The organism is Xanthomonas theicola (assembly GCF_014236795.1).
Taxonomy (GTDB): Bacteria; Pseudomonadota; Gammaproteobacteria; order Xanthomonadales; family Xanthomonadaceae; genus Xanthomonas_A; species Xanthomonas_A theicola.
In genome coordinates this window covers 2,123,383-2,140,400 of the sequence record NZ_CP049017.1, presented here as the reverse complement: position 1 = coordinate 2,140,400, position 17,018 = coordinate 2,123,383, and the positions used below count along the sequence as shown (strand labels likewise).

Below are 17,018 nucleotides of genomic sequence, written 5' to 3'. Positions count from 1 at the left end.
TAGGTCGCGCGCTGCAGCGCTACAGCAGCGACTTGAGCCGGTACAGCGCTTCCAGCGCCTGCTTGGGCGTCAGCTCGTCCGGGTCCAGCGCCGCCAGCGCTTCCTGCGCGGCCGAGGGCGCGGCGGCGAACAGGCCGAACTGCTGCGGCGCGTCCAGCGCCTGCGGCGCCATCTGCGAGGCATGGCTTTCACCGCGCTGCTCCAGCTCCGCCAGCCGCCGCCGCGCCTGCGCCACGGTGCTCTTCGGCAGGCCGGCCAGCGCCGCCACCTGCAGGCCGAAACTGCGGTTGGCCGGACCGTCCTTGACCGCATGCATGAACACCAGCCGGTCGCCGTGCTCGACCGCGTCCAGGTGCACGTTGGCGATGCCGCTGGCGCCGCCTTCGACCGATTCGTCGGCCAGCGTGGTCAGTTCGAAATAGTGCGTGGCGAACAGGGTGTAGCAGCGGTTGTGGTGGGCCAGATGGCGCGCCACCGCGTCGGCCAGGGCCAGGCCGTCGTAGGTGGAGGTGCCGCGGCCGATCTCGTCCATCAGCACCAGCGACTGCGCGCTGGCGTGGTGCAGGATGTAGCTGGTCTCGGCCATCTCGACCATGAAGGTGGACTGGCCGCGCGCCAGGTCGTCGCCGGCGCCGATGCGGGTCAGGATGCGGTCGATCGGGCCGATCACCGCGCGCGCGGCCGGCACGTAGCTGCCGATGTGCGCCAGCAGCACGATCAATGCGTTCTGGCGCATGTAGGTGGACTTGCCGCCCATGTTCGGGCCGGTGATCACCAGCATGCGCCGGTCCGGATGCAGGTCCAGGTCGTTGGGTTCGAACGGCTGCTCGCGCACTGCTTCCACCACCGGGTGGCGGCCGCGTTCGATGCGCAGGCACGGCGCGCGCTCCAGTTCCGGCGGCGCCCAGTCCAGCGCCTGCGCGCGCTCGGCGAAGCCGGCCAGCACGTCCAGTTCGCTGAGCGCGGCGGCGGCGCGCTTGAGCGGCTCCAGGCGTTCGCCCAGCGTGTCCAGCAGCGCTTCGTACAGCAGCTTTTCGCGCGACAGCGCGCGCTCGCGCGCCGACAGCACCTTGTCCTCGAAGTTCTTCAGTTCCTCGGTGATGTAGCGCTCGGCGTTGGTCAGGGTCTGGCGCCGGCTGTAGTGCACCGGCGCCTTGTCGGCCTGGCCCTTGCTGATCTCGATGTAGTAGCCGTGCACGCGGTTGTAGCCGACCTTCAGCGTGGCGATGCCGCTGCTGGCGCGCTCGCGCGCTTCCAGGTCGATCAGGAACTGGTCGGCGTGGGTGCTGAGCCGGCGCAGCTCGTCCAGTTCGGCGTCGTAGTCGGCGGCGATGACGCCGCCGTCGCCGAGCTTGAGCGGCGGCTGCTCGGCGATCGCCGAGGCCAGCAGGTGCGCGATCTCGTCGTGCCGGCCCAGTTCGGCGGCCAGCGCCGCCAGCCGCGGCGAATCCAGCGGCGCCAGCACCGCGCGCACCGTCGGCAGCAGGCCCAGGCCGTCGCGCAGCGTGGAGAAATCGCGCGGGCGCGCCGAGCGCAGCGCCACCCGGGTGAGGATGCGCTCGATGTCGCCGAGCGCGCGGAACGCATCGCGCAGGTCGGCGTCGGCGCCGCGGTCGATCAGCGTGCCGACCGCGTGGTGGCGCTGCACCAGCACCTCGCGCAGGCGCAGCGGGCGGTGCAGCCAGCGCCGCAGCAGGCGTCCGCCCATCGGCGTGACCGTGCTGTCGAGCACGCCGAGCAGGGTGTTGCGCGTATCGCCGTCCACCCGGGTGTCCAGCTCTAGGTGGCGGCGGGTGGCCGCGTTCATCGCGATCGCCTCGGCGGCGGTCTCCGTCGCGATCGCGGTCAGGTGCGGCAGGCGCTGCTTCTGCGTTTCCTCCACATAGCCGAGCAGGGCGCCGGCGGCAGCCGTGGCGCGAGGCTTGTCGTCGATGCCGAAGCCACTCAGGTCGTGCAGCTGGAAGAAACTCAGCAACTGGCGGCGGCCGCTGTCGGCGTCGAACAGCCACGGCGCGCGGCGGCGCACGCCGCGCCGCTCGCGCAGAAACTCCGGCCACTGGTCCTCGTCGGGCACCAGCAGCTCGGCCGGCTCCAGGCGCGCCAGCTCGGCCTCCAGCGCGTCCTCGCTGTCGACCTCGTTGACCAGGAAGCGGCCGCCGGCCAGATCGGCCCAGGCCAGGCCGTAGCCGTGCTTGTTGCGTGCGATCGCCATCAGCACGGTGTCGCGGCGTTCGTCGAGCAATGCCTCGTCGGTGACCGTGCCCGGGGTGACCACGCGCACCACCTTGCGTTCGACCAGGCCCTTGGCCAGCGCCGGATCGCCGATCTGCTCGCAGATCGCCACCGACTCGCCTAGCGCCACCAGCCGCGCCAGATAGCCCTCGTAGGCATGCACCGGCACCCCGGCCATCGGGATCGGTGCGCCGCCCGAGCTGCCGCGCTGGGTCAGGGTGATGTCCAGCAAGCGTGCGGCCTTGCGCGCGTCATCGTAGAACAGCTCGTAGAAATCGCCCATGCGGAAGAACAGCAGCAGGTCCGGGTACTCGGACTTGGCGGCGAAGAACTGCTTCATGAGAGGCGTGTGCTCGGCACTGGCTTTGTTCGACGAGGATTTCATTTTGGAATCAGCGGTTTGCAAGAAACGTCCTTACGGGATGTGGCGGTCGATCCGCGTCACTGACGGCAAGTAACGGTGTTCTTTGTTGCGCCGCGGTTGCGGCGGTCACTCAAACGGAATCGAATCGATGTTGCGACGGACACACAGCGGATCGACCAGGGATACGGTGTTGCGACGGAGGCGGTTGCCACGCGTCGCCGAGGCACCAAGTTTAAGCTGAGCTACCGGCAAATCTGCGAACTGAGCGTGGCCAATGGCCCGGTCGAGGGGAAGCAGGGCAGGGCCGTCATCGCCTCACCGTCCCCAGCGGAGGTTGGAAAGCCCTATCGGGTGCTGGACGGCAACCAGGGAGCCCCGACTGGCTTGGGCTTTTACGCGGGCGCCACCCGCACCACGTATGAAATGGTTTGTCGGGGGCCATCCGGGGTTCGACGCTTCTTCTTTGGGCAACGTGGCCGACATGGCCCTGAGCAGGCCTACGAGCCGGCCCGGCAGAAGCTGGCAGTGGTTCGGGAGACGGGGGAGCACCCGTCTAGGCAGGAAGCCTGCAGCGAACACCTGATCGAGTTGAAGGGAATCACCCTGGCGGACTGCTTCGCCGCCTACATTGAAAACCTCGAAAAGCGGGTCCGCAACAAGAAGAGGCCAAGCCCACCAGCGTCCGGGCGGTCCAAGACCGCCTGGCGCGGTTTGCGCGCGCTGAGGTTTGGCTCGCAGACAAGACGATCGGCGGTCTCAACCGGTCGATGCAACAGCTTGATTTAGGGCCTGTTAACACATCCGAAGCCCATCAACGACCAGGACGAAGCTGAGGAATCCAAGGAACATGGCATCCAGCTTCTCGAAGCGCGAGAAAATCCGGCGGTAGCCTTTCAGGCGACGGAACAGTCTCTCCACTTCGTTGCGCTGCTTGTACATCTCCCGGTTGTATTCCCAAGGCCCGACCCGATTGGATTTCGGCGGGACCACCGGCACGAAGCCAAGATCGAGCGCCAACTGGCGGGTTTGGTTGCCTTCGTAGGCACGGTCCATCAACAAATGAATCGGCCGCTCCACTGGCCCCAGGTGTTCAAGCAACGTGCGGCCTGCAGGTGCGTCATGCACGTTACCAGGCGTCAATCCAAAGGTGATGGCTGTTCGAGCATCTGCGGCAACCATATGAATCTTGGTGTTCCATCCACCGCGGGACTTGCCGACGGCCTGCGGACCGTTTTTTTTAATGCGCCCGTGCCATCGGGATGCACCTTGATGCTGGTGGAGTCCAGCGAGATTGCTTCGATTTTGATGCGCACGATCTGGGACTTCTGCAATTGGGCCAACATCCGGTCCAGCACACCCGCCTTGGCCCAGCGGTTCATGCGTGTGTACACCGTGTGCCAGTTGCCAAAGCGCTTGGGCAGGCCGCGCCATTTGCAGCCATGCTCGGCAACGTAAAGGATGGCGTTGACCACTTGCAGGTTGGTCATGCTGGACCGGCCAGATTTCCGTAGACACTCAGTCGCCGCTCTGCGCGTAGCGCCTTTCAAACTCTACCGGTGACACGCCGCCAGCGGAACCATGCCGGCGGATCGGGTTGTAGAACATCTCGATATAGTCGAACACGTCCGATGCCGCCATGGCGCGTGTCGGGTAGATCCGACGCTTGATACGTTCCTTCTTCAAGACGCTGAAGAAGCTCTCGGCCACGGCGTTGTCATGGCAGTTCCCGCGTCGGCTCATGCTCGGCACCATCCGGTGCGCCTTCAGGAACGACTGCCAATCGCTGCTGGTGAACTGCCAGCCCTGGTCGGAGTGCACCATCACGCCAGGACCGGGCTTGCGCCGCCACGCCGCTGCCACCAGTGCCTGCAGCACCAGATCGCTGGTCATTGTCGAAGCGGTTGCCCAACCCACGATCTGGCGCCAATACAGCTCCATTACCGCTGCCAAGAACAGCCAGCCCTCGTAGGTGCGGATATAGGTGATGTCCGTGACCCAGACCTTGTTCGGGGCCTGCGGAATGAAGTCCCGGTTGAGCACATTCGCCACCACGCCGACCGGACCTCCCCGCTAACGCGGCTTGCTGCCGTAGCCAACCTGCGCTCGCAAGCCTTCGGCCTTCATCAAGCGCCGCACCCGGTGACGGCTGCAACGCTCGCCGGCCTCACGCAGATCCAGGGTGAGCTTGCGATAGCCGTACACCGCGCCGCTGGCCAGCCAGTGGTGCTTGATCAGGCCCAGCAAGCGCTGGTCCTCGCGTTCGCGGACGCTGGTGCCGTTGCGCAGCCAGGCCTAGTAACCACTGCGATGCACGCCCAGCACCCGGCACATCGTCGCCAGACGAAACTCCCGGACGTGCGCACGCATGAACGCGTACTTCGCCCTTACCCCTTGGCAAAGTACGCGGCGGCTTTTTCTAGGATGTCGCGCTCCTCGGTTACCCGCCTCAGTTCGGCCTTGAGCCGGCGAATCTCCGCTGAGTCGGTCGACGCCGCTGCAGCGCCGGCTGCCGGCGCCATCTTCCTGGCGGCCTGCACCCACCCGTATAGCGTGTGCTTGGGAATCCCGATTCGGGAGGCCACATCCACCACCGTGAAGCCGCGTTCGATCACCTGCTTCACCGCCTCGGCCCGGAACTCATCCGTGTACTGCTTGCTGTTGCCCATAAACACCTCGGTCATTGCCATCAATTATGGCGTCCGGATGTCTACGAAAGGCTGGCCGGTCCATCGCGTTGTCGATCTTCTCGCCGTACTTGACGTTGAAGGTTTGCGGGACAAAGGCGTCCTCGTCCAGTCGTAGGAAGGGTGGATTGCGCAGCCAGTCCGTGCCGGGTGCAAACAGGCGCTCGACCACGCGGGCTTCTTTGGAGGACAGCTTGCCATCTGCGCCGCGCTTTAGGAACGACCTCACCGCAACGGCGGAGCTGACGAAGTTGCGAACGCCTCCGTGTGCCACTGCCGGGCCTAGTTCTGCAAAGAGAGAGAACCCCACTTGATTCATTACGCGGGCGAAATTGTAGTTGCGCAGGAACCGCGCATAGCGCGCCCCGCTGCTGGCCGGATCAAGCTCGGTGCTGCGGCCAAACGCGGATTTGACGCCGATGTCCAACAGTCGGTCAATGTCCTTTACGTCGTCTCCGGCCTTGAGAGCATCCCGCTTCACCTGTGCAACGAATCGGTCGAGCTGGCCTGGGTTCTTGATGCCTGCTCTGGAAGACAGCGCAGACCACCCCGCGATCTCGCGCAGATAACGGGCCATGACCGAATCGACGTCGTTGTCGAACAGGTCGGCCATGGAGACTTCCACGGATTTTCCCGCTTCGTTGCGCAGCGTGGTCGAGTAGCTCTCGTCGAGGTCGATTCGCCTCTTTGCCCGATCCAGTCTGCCTTCGTTATCACCCTGCCGTTGCAGTGCCTGTAGAAGCTCCTGAGAGCGCGTGGGTGAGACACCGGCCTCTGCCAGCATGTTCCCAATCTCTTCCACCGCATCGCTTTCTAGGGGCCGTTGTAGGAGACCCGCGCCGTCGCCCTCAAAGTTCGCCTGAGCGCGCTTGAGATAGGAACGGGCTACCGCGCTCAGTAGTTCGTCGTCGATCTCGGTGGCTTGATCCCCCGCCGCCGCCCAAGCACGCCGCATGGCAGGCTTGATGAGGCCATCGATCACTGTGTCTTCGTGCAGGTCCAATTCGCCAAAGAGACGCCGGAAGCCCTTGCTGCTCCAATAGCGGGGCAGGTAATTAGCGTTCTTCGACAGGTCCGCAAAGCCGTCCAGCCCGCTCTCCTTGGCGAGCCTGAGCGCATCCTGCATCGTCTTGGCGACAGCCGCTGCGGCTGTCCTTGCCTCATTGGAGACATCAAGGGCACCACGGACAGCGCGGCCGACCTCCTCGTTGAACTTGGCACGTTCGGCAAAGTTCCACCATTGGGTGCCGGTCCGCTGCTTGTAGGCATCCCACGCAGCGTTGACGCCACCGCGCCATTCGGTCTCCATGACGGCCAGGTGGCGCTTGGAGAACTCACTGGCAGACTCCTGGACGGCGACGGATCGGTCGGTGTAACCGACACCATCGCGGAACAGTAAACGTCCCGCTTCGCGCACCATAGGCGACTTCGCGCTACCCATGCGAGCAGCGAGGTCGCGGCGCACGGCGGCAAAGTGCGGAGTGATGTGCGCGTTGAGCAAGGCCTTGTCGGTGAAGTCCTGCTCGAACGTCGTCTCATTGCGCAGCGGCAGCACGCCTGGCACGGGGTCGTTGACGGAGGTGCCCGCCACGCGAGCTGCGGACAGGGAGTCATCACCGAGTGCGAGTCACTTCACGGCGCTGGGGTCAACGTCGCCGTCGTAGAACGCCCCCCTCCGTGCCCCCAGCGCTCCCGCGAACGCGAAGGAAAGGGCTGCACCTTGGACAGTCTCGGCCAAGGTCTGCTCCGGGTCGTAGGTGGCGGTTGCCGCCGACATCAGGGCAGAGGTTCCCGCAGCCTGAATGCCGGAGCGAGCCATGTTGCCGATGCGGCCTGCTTTGGCGGCATAGCCGAGACCACCGGAGGCCAGGTCGATGCCCGCGGCGACCGGGTCGGTGAGGCCCAAGGCAATCTGGCCGCCCAAGGCGAACTGCGCGAGGTCCTCGTCGGCCATCTGGTTCTGGAACGCGATGCTCTCCAGGTAGCCCAGGTGTTCGTCGGAGGTCGCCTTGCCGAACAGCTCCCATTGCTCAGGACGGATGCCCATAGCTTCCCAGCGCTTGCGCGCGTCGGTGGGGATGCGGTAATCGGGGGTAGGCTCGAAGCCGAGCGAGGTGACGAAGCGGTCGATGAAGCCGATACCGCCCTTTACCTGCGCGGCACCGATACCATCCCACACCGTTGTCTGGTCCTTCCGGCGCTGCGCTTCCTCGCGGGCTGCTTTGTTCTCGCGGACGGCATCCACGACGGACTGTTGGCGCACAGGCGCGAGCTTGGTCTCGTCAGCGCCGGGAAGGTTCTCGAACATGCGGGGCATCTCCTTCAACAGGGTGAGGCACGGCAAAGCAACCGAGGCCAGAGGGCTCAGTTCGATAGCGTGCGATTGGGTAGTGGGGGCGGGTGCCGTAGTTCGCCCTGTTTGGGCGACGGCATATCAAGGACAAGATCGGCTCGGAGAAACGGAGCCGTTGCGATGCCGGAAGAGGCGGACGAGTGGGCCTAGGAGGACATAGGGTCAACCCAAGGATTCGTCAGGTGGAACTATAGCTATCCTTGTCGATGAATAACTATGAGTAGTTCTGAATAGAACTATATGTATATCTATAGTTACTAGGGTAGCAGCCCTGTCAAGGGGGTCTCGATCTCGTCTCGCGCCGGATCAGCGACCGGAGAGGGAGGGCAGCGGGACCGACAACACCAAGCGGTCAATCAGCTCGCCGTTACTCAGGCGTCGCCCTTCCTGCTGTTCAATCCATCGCTGCCACGCTTTGATATGGTCGAAGGCGGAGACAGCCAATGCAACGCGCCGATAGACCACTTTCGGTGGGTGACCTGCTGGGGCATGGGGCGACGTCATGCGTATGTCGCCACTGCCGCGCCAGGGCTGCGGACTGCGTCGAGAAGTGCTGCGAGAGCGGCCTTGGCCGTACTGGCGTCCGCCCATGGCGCATGAAGGCGCAGATTCTCCGGCAGCAGATTGAGGCGGTCACCGTCGTTGTAGCGCACTCGGTAACCCTTGGGGCGGCCAAGCAGCAGTCGGGCGAGGGGGGTGTGTCCCCCGCTGCCTGGAACGGTCACCATGGCGTACTCGTGCCCCTTCCCGTCACTGTTCAGGTACACGGCCCCCGTGAGGGCGTAGCGGGCACAGGCGTTGTCCCACAGCGTAGCCTCGGTTACCGCTGGGCTATCGCTTCCGCTGACTTGCAGGCGAACGAGGGCACGCCCGTCTTCATCCAAGAATCGCTCGGGTTGGTTGATCTTCTTCATGGTTAGGTTCCTATGCAGTCTAGTAAGCGCGCAGCGCTAGGCCGCCGAGGCCCGGACGCCCAGCACTGGAGATTGAGAGTGGGGAGGGGTAGTTGCCTTCCCTCGATGATGACGACTTAATCCGAGACGCTCTGTGGCGGTGCGCCAGCGTCCCCCGATGATGACTACTGAAATCGGACCGCCGATGCGCGGGGCTCGAGCCTTTGCCCAATGTTGATGGCGAAACCCAAAGCCGGGGACCTAGGGATGGTCTGAACAACTCCCTCTGATCCTGCGACAATCGTACAAAGCCCAACAGGACAACGACGATGCAATTGTCTTTCGGCGACGCGGAGTACAACGGCAAGCGCAAGCAGACGCGGCGCGAAAGGTTGCTGGCCGAGATGGATCAGGTGGTGCCGTGGAAAGACCTGCTGGCGCTGATCGCGCCGCACTATCCGAAGTCGGGCCATCCGGGCCGTCAGCCGTACCCGCTGGAGACAATGCTGCGCATCCACTTTCTGCAGCAGTGGTACGCACTGAGCGACCCGGGCGCGGAAGAAGCCTTGTACGACACGGCGTCGATGCGCCGTTTCGCCAGGATCGGCGGGTTGGATGAGGTGCCGGACGAGACCACGATCCTCAACTTCCGCCGGTTGCTGGAGACGCACGATCTGGCGCGCACGCTGTTCAACCGGGTCAACGCGCACCTATCGCGCAAGGGCCAGAGCCTGCGCGGCGGCACCATCGTGGACGCCACGATCATTGCCGCGCCCAGCTCGACCAAGAACAAGAACGGCGAGCGCGACCCGGAAATGCACCAGACCAAGAAGGGCAATCAGTACTACTTCGGGATGAAAGCGCACATCGGCGTGGACGATGAGTCCGGGCTGGTGCACCACTTGGAATGCACGGCGGCCAACGCCGCAGATATCACCCAGGCGCACAAGCTGCTGCACGGCAAGGAAGACACGGTATGCGGCGACAGCGGCTACACCGGGCTGGCCAAGCGCGAGGAGATGGCGAGCAAGCGCAAGCTGCGCTATCTGATCGCGGAGAAGCCCTCGAAGCTGAAGCAGATCAAGAGCAAGCGCGAATTGAAGTGGGCACAGCGCTGGGAGCACGCCAAGGCCAGCCTGAGGGCGAAGGTGGAGCATCCGTTCCGGGTGATCAAGCGCCAGTTTGGCTACGTCAAGGTGCGCTATCGCGGCCTGGCGAAGAACACGGCGCAAGTGCTGACGCTGTTTGCGCTGTCGAACCTGTGGCTGAAGCGAAAGCAGTTGCTGCCTGTCGTGGGGAGGGTGTGCCTGTAATCCGGGAAATACCCCGGAAATGCGCCGGAAACGGCGAAAAACCGAGGGTCTGAGCGCCGTGGGCGTGGTCGATATGGCTTGCCTCATCCTCCGACCGCGTTGATCAGACTATCCCTAGGTGGAGCGAGCGCCATTGTGGAAGACACGGCGGCAAGCCATGGGGACCGAGAGCGGTTAGAGGTCGTCCTGTCCCGCCCCTCTGACCCAATGCAACCCCAGCCTATAAGCGACGTGGGCACCCTCCGGGTGGCCTCGGTCTCCGCGATCAGCCCAAGGCAATAGTTTGACCGCTCGGGTGTGCGGTCCCTCCTGGATGGGCGATAGGAGGTAGGGGCCGCCCCGAGAGCGCGCGGCCGAATGTGGGGAGACCGGTCGATGTACTCCGCGCCTTTCACAGGTACAGGCGGGGCAAGACTAGACGAGGCAGGCCGCGAGTAGGAAGGCCGTGCCAAACATGCCTGCGGCGCAGGCAAAGGGCTTCCAGTGCGGAGTGGAATGTATCGTCGCACTCTCGGCGATCAGGGAAGCAATGAGCCTGTCAGCTAACTGTCGGGTGTGAGTATCCATCAGTAGTTCGCAGTGTTGCACGGCTCGGCGAAAGCGCACGCTGAGGCCATGACATCCCAATCGGGTACCGCCGAGTCTTCATCAATTACCGCCCGAGTAAACGCGTAACGTGTCGAGGGCGGTTACAGCATTCGGCACTGGATTCCCTGTAGCGAGATGAATCCCGCTTGTGGGAAGGTGCCGGCGTCCCTGTGGCAATAATGCTAGCACGGGGGATTGCTGCAAGTGGGGGTAGGTGGGCGATGCTTGAATCAAGGGGGCCGCATTTGGTCACCTTGCCATCCACTACCAAGGGTTACCGTATGTCGATTCTCTACAGCCTGTCGTTCCGTCTCCCGCTCACCCGTGCCCGCATCTCGCTACTTCCCGCCGTAGCTCATCAGCGGGGCATGTGGATAGAGCGTCAGTCGCAATGGTGCACTGTGGTGGGAATGGGCAAGGTGCTTATGTTCATCGAGCGCGGAGAGGGGCCTCTCCTACGCGTCACGCATTGAGTCGGATGGGAGAGTCCCGTGCTAGACGGTACTCTCCCCCTTCGAAATTAATGCGCTAGAAGGGGATGTCGTCTTGGAAATCATCCATTGGGGGCGGGAGCGGGCGCTGTGGGCGCTTAAGGGTGAAGTGCGATTGATTGTGCCTGATCCAGTCCCAGCCGGTGCTATTCAGGCCATAGCAAGCATATTCGTAACCGTTCTGATCGGATTCGAATACCTCGTCAATCAGGCCGATGCTCTTAAGTTTCCCTAGCGCCAGCATGGTCGCAATGTTGTTGAATCCGGCCTTTTCCATATCCTTGCGGATGCGGTGCACAGCTGCTTTCTCTTCAAGAGACGCGACCGTCCCAGCGATGGCCGCAAGAGTAGTTATCTCGTGGTGTTCGAGTCCCTCGACCTTCGGGATTTCGACCGCTGATGATATGGTCTCCATCCCTCGTTCTTTTGAGAGAATGGCGGTCACGCGGTCGATGATCTTCTTTTTCAGAGCCTCGAAGTCGCGCAGCGATCCAGTGCTGTATTTTATGATCGACCGGTGCTGAACGTCGAATGGGAACTTCGTCGGGCGCGTGTCAGAGCAGAGTAGGACGACTTCCTTGTTGGATGCGAGCGCATAGCCCAACTCAAACCAAACATTGGGGTTGTCGAGAGAAATGTCCGCAAGACATAGTCGCGCATCTCTTATGCCTGTCTCAATGTCCTGAATCGGGATCGTCACGCCTGGGTCGCGGTCGACTCTGTAGGCCTCTAAACCCGTTTCACTCAGGGCAGGCTGAAACACGTCTTCGAACCTGTTGTCAAAGATGCCGCCGTCGAATGGCTGAATTACAAAGCAACGATCCATGGAGCCCCCTGATTGCATGTAGAAAAAAACAGATAGGCAGACGAGGCAGCGCGTGTAAGTGGGAGGTGCTTGCGCCGAAGAACACTGCCGAGCTAGCTCCGCAATTCAGACCCAAGGTCCCAACGGTGGGGCCTAGGGATGGTCTGAACAACTCCCTCTGATCCTGCGACAATCGTACAAAGCCCAACAGGACAACGACGATGCAATTGTCTTTCGGCGACGCGGAGTACAACGGCAAGCGCAAGCAGACGCGGCGCGAAAGGTTGCTGGCCGAGATGGATCAGGTGGTGCCGTGGAAAGACCTGCTGGCGCTGATCGCGCCGCACTATCCGAAGTCGGGCCATCCGGGCCGTCAGCCGTACCCGCTGGAGACAATGCTGCGCATCCACTTTCTGCAGCAGTGGTACGCACTGAGCGACCCGGGCGCGGAAGAAGCCTTGTACGACACGGCGTCGATGCGCCGTTTCGCCAGGATCGGCGGGTTGGATGAGGTGCCGGACGAGACCACGATCCTCAACTTCCGCCGGTTGCTGGAGACGCACGATCTGGCGCGCACGCTGTTCAACCGGGTCAACGCGCACCTATCGCGCAAGGGCCAGAGCCTGCGCGGCGGCACCATCGTGGACGCCACGATCATTGCCGCGCCCAGCTCGACCAAGAACAAGAACGGCGAGCGCGACCCGGAAATGCACCAGACCAAGAAGGGCAATCAGTACTACTTCGGGATGAAAGCGCACATCGGCGTGGACGATGAGTCCGGGCTGGTGCACCACTTGGAATGCACGGCGGCCAACGCCGCAGATATCACCCAGGCGCACAAGCTGCTGCACGGCAAGGAAGACACGGTATGCGGCGACAGCGGCTACACCGGGCTGGCCAAGCGCGAGGAGATGGCGAGCAAGCGCAAGCTGCGCTATCTGATCGCGGAGAAGCCCTCGAAGCTGAAGCAGATCAAGAGCAAGCGCGAATTGAAGTGGGCACAGCGCTGGGAGCACGCCAAGGCCAGCCTGAGGGCGAAGGTGGAGCATCCGTTCCGGGTGATCAAGCGCCAGTTTGGCTACGTCAAGGTGCGCTATCGCGGCCTGGCGAAGAACACGGCGCAAGTGCTGACGCTGTTTGCGCTGTCGAACCTGTGGCTGAAGCGAAAGCAGTTGCTGCCTGTCGTGGGGAGGGTGTGCCTGTAATCCGGGAAATACCCCGGAAATGCGCCGGAAACGGCGAAAAACCGAGGGTCTGAGCGCCGTGGGCGTGGTCGATATGGCTTGCCTCATCCTCCGACCGCGTTGATCAGACTATCCCTAGCCTGGCGGAAAGTTCAAAATTGTCGCCAGTAGTGGTGCTGCCTGCACTGCGATGACACTGCCTGCGGCGTTCTCGAGTACCGATTTCATGCTTTTCGCGGTGGCTTTGATGATGTCCCACTTTGGCTTAGGGGATGACGCTTGGGCTTTTAGGGTCTGCACGTCCGCCCGTAGTTCTCCGGTCGGGTCGAGTATGCCGACGTCGTTCCTCAGCGCGTCTTCCAGCAGCCTGATCAATGCGCCAAGCGCGGGAGTGTCGTGCAGCCCTTGATTTTGCTGTGAACCCTCAGTATTGATTTGAATCTGAGAGCTCGTGAGGTTTTGGAAATTGTAGCTCTGCTGGCTCACGATCTGCTTTCCCGGCTCGTTGAATGACAGGCCTTCGCCCAGTACGCCTTTCGCTTCTAAGTCAAGCAGCCAGTCCAACACCCTCTGGCGGACGGCTTCTACGATGCCTGCGATTTGAGGCTTGGAGATGACTTGGAAGGGGCGCATACGAACGCCTACCGTGGACTGCATTAAGTCCAGAAGCATCGCTTCCTGCTCGGGCGGAAAGTCTGATGTAATCCTCCCGCTGCCCTCCATGAGATGCAAAAGCCCCGGTAGGGAATTGCCTACCCCCAGGTCGGCAATCGACTCTAGGCCTGGGGTGATCTGCCAAGGAATTGGCCCTCTGACGCGGTTGTGCACCATGACCTGAGCCTTTAGGGATAGTCTGATCAACGCGGTCGGAGGATGAGGCAAGCCATATCGACCACGCCCACGGCGCTCAGACCCTCGGTTTTTCGCCGTTTCCGGCGCATTTCCGGGGTATTTCCCGGATTACAGGCACACCCTCCCCACGACAGGCAGCAACTGCTTTCGCTTCAGCCACAGGTTCGACAGCGCAAACAGCGTCAGCACTTGCGCCGTGTTCTTCGCCAGGCCGCGATAGCGCACCTTGACGTAGCCAAACTGGCGCTTGATCACCCGGAACGGATGCTCCACCTTCGCCCTCAGGCTGGCCTTGGCGTGCTCCCAGCGCTGTGCCCACTTCAATTCGCGCTTGCTCTTGATCTGCTTCAGCTTCGAGGGCTTCTCCGCGATCAGATAGCGCAGCTTGCGCTTGCTCGCCATCTCCTCGCGCTTGGCCAGCCCGGTGTAGCCGCTGTCGCCGCATACCGTGTCTTCCTTGCCGTGCAGCAGCTTGTGCGCCTGGGTGATATCTGCGGCGTTGGCCGCCGTGCATTCCAAGTGGTGCACCAGCCCGGACTCATCGTCCACGCCGATGTGCGCTTTCATCCCGAAGTAGTACTGATTGCCCTTCTTGGTCTGGTGCATTTCCGGGTCGCGCTCGCCGTTCTTGTTCTTGGTCGAGCTGGGCGCGGCAATGATCGTGGCGTCCACGATGGTGCCGCCGCGCAGGCTCTGGCCCTTGCGCGATAGGTGCGCGTTGACCCGGTTGAACAGCGTGCGCGCCAGATCGTGCGTCTCCAGCAACCGGCGGAAGTTGAGGATCGTGGTCTCGTCCGGCACCTCATCCAACCCGCCGATCCTGGCGAAACGGCGCATCGACGCCGTGTCGTACAAGGCTTCTTCCGCGCCCGGGTCGCTCAGTGCGTACCACTGCTGCAGAAAGTGGATGCGCAGCATTGTCTCCAGCGGGTACGGCTGACGGCCCGGATGGCCCGACTTCGGATAGTGCGGCGCGATCAGCGCCAGCAGGTCTTTCCACGGCACCACCTGATCCATCTCGGCCAGCAACCTTTCGCGCCGCGTCTGCTTGCGCTTGCCGTTGTACTCCGCGTCGCCGAAAGACAATTGCATCGTCGTTGTCCTGTTGGGCTTTGTACGATTGTCGCAGGATCAGAGGGAGTTGTTCAGACCATCCTTAGGAGCCTATAGGGCGGAAGCTCGTCGCTCCCGTATCCTTTGAGCTCACATTCGATCCACTGAATCAGCTCTGGCGTACCAAGCCGCTTGCTGGCGACCAGCGCCCTCCGCAGTAGGGTATCGACGCTGACCGACCGATCGGTAGCTGCTTCTATGAGTTGGTAAACCAAGCTTGCCACAAGGCCCACGCGTCGATTGGATAATGCATCTTACTGTCAACAGGCGGTCCTCGCATCTGCACGGATGTAGGAGTGCTGAGATGAGGGGGGAGGGGCAGAGATCGATCAGGCCGCCCGTGAAGCAATCGGCACAACGACGTTTCCCTTGTCTGCTCCCAACACATCTAGATAGTCTGCCCATGCTTGCATCATCTTCCGGCGCTCTGGTAAGTGACTGGTACGGTTGTAGGCTCGCCCATTGGGGTCACGGACGGCATGTGCCAGTTGATGCTCGATTAGGTCTGGCCGCCAGCCCAGCACCTCATCTAACAGGGTGCGTGCAGTAGCGCGGAACCCATGGCCCGTCATGGTGTCCTTATCGAACCCCATGCGCCGCAGGGCAGCGGTGATGGCGTTCTCGCTCAAGGGGCGAAGAGCCGAGCGACCGCTGGTGAACACGTACTGGCGGTGTCCCGTTAAGGGTTGAAGCTCGCGCAGCAGCTCGACGGCCTGCGCTGACAGGGGAACCAAGTGAGGTTCCCGCATCTTCATCTTGTGAGCCGGGATATTCCATTCGGCCTTTTCGAGGTCGATCTCCGACCACTCGGCGTGCCTGAGTTCACCTGGGCGCACGAACACGAGCCCGGCGAGCCGCAGCGCGGCGCGAGTCGTGGCATCCCCTGTGTACGAACGGATAGCCCTAAGTAGCCCTCCGAGCTCTGCTGGATCGGTGATCGCGGCATGGTGTTTCTCAGCAGGAGCGGCAAGAGCGCCCCGCAGGTCCGCTACGGGATTGCGTTCCGCCCGTCCTGTCGCAATCGCATACCGCATGATCTGACCGCAGTTCTGCATGATGCGATGGGCAGACTCGACCGCTCCGCGCTCCTCCACTCGCCGGAGGACTCGCAGGAATTCCGGGGCGGAAATGTCCGCGATGGGGCGTGCGCCGATCCAGGGATAGACGTCGTTCGCCATCCAGGCAACGACCTTCACCCGGTATCCCTCTTTCCACGTCTGCTTGCCCAGCCATTCGCGGGCCACCACCTCGAAGCTGTTGGCGGCCTTTTCCACCCCGGCGACCTTTGCGGCCTTCCTGTGTTCGCCGGGGTCGATGCCTGCCGCCAGCAACCGGCGAGCGTCGGCTTGGCGGCCGCGTGCGTCGGCCAGCGAAACGTCGGGGTAGGTGCCCAAGCTGAGTGTGTTGCGCTTCCCGGTCACGGGTCGGCGGTAGTCCCATCGCCACCACCGCGAGCTGTCCGGATTGAGCTGGACGTACAGGCCGCCACCGTCTCGAAGCTTGATGGGCTTGGGGCCGGGTTTGGCCTTGCGGATGGCGGTATCGGTGAGCGGGGCAACGGTACGAGGCATGGCGGTAACTGATTTGACGGCAGGTCTGTTACCGCCATTCTTACCGCCTCCCGTATCCGGATTTCAAGAGGCTCGTCCAGACTGCACTGGACATAAAAAAGGCCGGGAGCCTTGTATTCCAAGGGATTCCCGGCCTTTCATGGTCCTTCTCAGACCTTCGTATGGTGGAGGTGGGCGGAATCGAACCGCCGTCCGAAGGCACTCCATCCCCGGCACTACATGCTTAGCTCATCGTTGGATCTCATCCCGGAACAGCACGATGTGCGAAGCGCATCCCAGGACCAGCTTGTTTCATTTAGCCAATGGCTGACAGGCAGCCACCACCGGCGATTCCGTGATAATGACCCTACGTCGCGAGCACGGACACAAGCGATTTCGGGGCTAGGCCTTAAGCGACCAGTGCGTAGTTGTCGTCGTTGGCAACTATAAGTTTGCGGCTGGATTTACGAGGAAAGCTGCCCCCTCGGCATGCGCCAAGCGATTTTGCAACCCCCGTCGAAACCAGTGCACCCCCGGTTTCTTCAAGCGTTCCAAGGCTCCCCGCCGGTGAACTGACCAAAAACTGACCGGGAGCC

12 protein-coding genes, 1 other RNA gene and 1 pseudogene are annotated in these 17,018 nt (G+C 62.7%); 2 read left to right on the top strand and 12 right to left on the bottom strand.

All coding sequences use genetic code 11. The features are described 5' to 3' along the window. Positions 1-19: 19 nt before the first annotated feature. The 6 genes and pseudogenes from mutS to G4Q83_RS09805 all read right to left on the bottom strand — a co-directional run bounded on the left by mutS (position 20) and on the right by G4Q83_RS09805 (position 8,547). Positions 20-2,617 carry a DNA mismatch repair protein MutS gene (gene mutS / locus G4Q83_RS09830; protein WP_386273373.1) on the bottom strand — a complete coding sequence of 866 codons (2,598 nt, stop codon included), beginning with the start codon at positions 2,615-2,617 and terminating at the stop codon, positions 20-22. 771 nt (positions 2,618-3,388) lie between these two features. After that, a protein-coding gene (locus G4Q83_RS09825; RefSeq protein ID WP_425509766.1) for an IS5 family transposase occupies positions 3,389-4,143 on the bottom strand; the annotation gives its coding sequence in 2 pieces (ribosomal slippage) (positions 3,389-3,837 and positions 3,837-4,143; 756 coding nt in all). Beyond that, a pseudogene (locus tag G4Q83_RS09820) lies at positions 4,112-5,262 on the bottom strand (IS3 family transposase). The gene G4Q83_RS09825 and the pseudogene G4Q83_RS09820 overlap by 32 nt, the downstream one beginning before the upstream one ends. After that, entirely contained in the window at positions 5,234-6,844 is a 1,611-nt protein-coding gene (locus G4Q83_RS09815) for a hypothetical protein (protein ID WP_246432340.1), read from the bottom strand. Before G4Q83_RS09815 ends, G4Q83_RS09820 begins: the two are co-directional and overlap by 29 nt. Before the next feature lie 63 nt (positions 6,845-6,907). Then, positions 6,908-7,588 (bottom strand): hypothetical protein, encoded by a 681-nt coding sequence (locus G4Q83_RS23265; RefSeq protein ID WP_246432339.1) that lies wholly within the window; start codon positions 7,586-7,588, stop codon positions 6,908-6,910. 545 nt (positions 7,589-8,133) lie between these two features. Continuing rightward, positions 8,134-8,547, bottom strand: coding sequence for a hypothetical protein (locus G4Q83_RS09805; RefSeq protein WP_128421904.1), 414 nt, complete (start codon positions 8,545-8,547; stop codon positions 8,134-8,136). 308 nt (positions 8,548-8,855) lie between these two features. Here G4Q83_RS09805 and G4Q83_RS09800 point away from each other — a divergent pair, with 308 nt between their 5' ends. Continuing rightward, positions 8,856-9,839, top strand: coding sequence for an IS5 family transposase (locus G4Q83_RS09800; protein ID WP_185817191.1), 984 nt, complete (start codon positions 8,856-8,858; stop codon positions 9,837-9,839). Between the two features lie 1,116 nt (positions 9,840-10,955). Here G4Q83_RS09800 and G4Q83_RS09795 read toward each other — a convergent pair. Further along, on the bottom strand, positions 10,956-11,744 hold the full coding sequence (locus tag G4Q83_RS09795; protein WP_128421963.1) for a TIR domain-containing protein: 789 nt from the start codon (positions 11,742-11,744) through the stop codon (positions 10,956-10,958). A gap of 200 nt (positions 11,745-11,944) precedes the next feature. Between G4Q83_RS09795 and G4Q83_RS09790 the strand changes: the two genes are divergently transcribed. Continuing rightward, positions 11,945-12,928 carry an IS5 family transposase gene (locus tag G4Q83_RS09790; RefSeq protein ID WP_185817191.1) on the top strand — a complete coding sequence of 328 codons (984 nt, stop codon included), beginning with the start codon at positions 11,945-11,947 and terminating at the stop codon, positions 12,926-12,928. 114 nt (positions 12,929-13,042) lie between these two features. On the opposite strand, the gene G4Q83_RS09785 is transcribed toward G4Q83_RS09790, so the two are convergent. The 5 genes from G4Q83_RS09785 to ssrA form a co-directional block, all read right to left on the bottom strand. Continuing rightward, positions 13,043-13,738: an AbiTii domain-containing protein gene (locus G4Q83_RS09785; protein ID WP_128422005.1), complete on the bottom strand. Its 696-nt coding sequence runs from the start codon at positions 13,736-13,738 to the stop codon at positions 13,043-13,045. A gap of 129 nt (positions 13,739-13,867) precedes the next feature. Beyond that, positions 13,868-14,851 (bottom strand): IS5 family transposase, encoded by a 984-nt coding sequence (locus G4Q83_RS09780; RefSeq protein ID WP_185817191.1) that lies wholly within the window; start codon positions 14,849-14,851, stop codon positions 13,868-13,870. A 53-nt stretch (positions 14,852-14,904) separates the two neighbouring features. Beyond that, the gene (locus G4Q83_RS24560) at positions 14,905-15,096 is read right to left on the bottom strand and encodes an AbiTii domain-containing protein (RefSeq protein WP_425509771.1); all 192 of its coding nucleotides are present in this window, start codon (positions 15,094-15,096) and stop codon (positions 14,905-14,907) included. Between the two features lie 105 nt (positions 15,097-15,201). Next, positions 15,202-16,443 carry a tyrosine-type recombinase/integrase gene (locus G4Q83_RS09770; RefSeq protein WP_128419542.1) on the bottom strand — a complete coding sequence of 414 codons (1,242 nt, stop codon included), beginning with the start codon at positions 16,441-16,443 and terminating at the stop codon, positions 15,202-15,204. Positions 16,444-16,605: 162 nt separating this feature from the next. Beyond that, positions 16,606-16,957, bottom strand: a transfer-messenger RNA (tmRNA) gene (gene ssrA, locus G4Q83_RS09765). Positions 16,958-17,018: the final 61 nt, after the last annotated feature.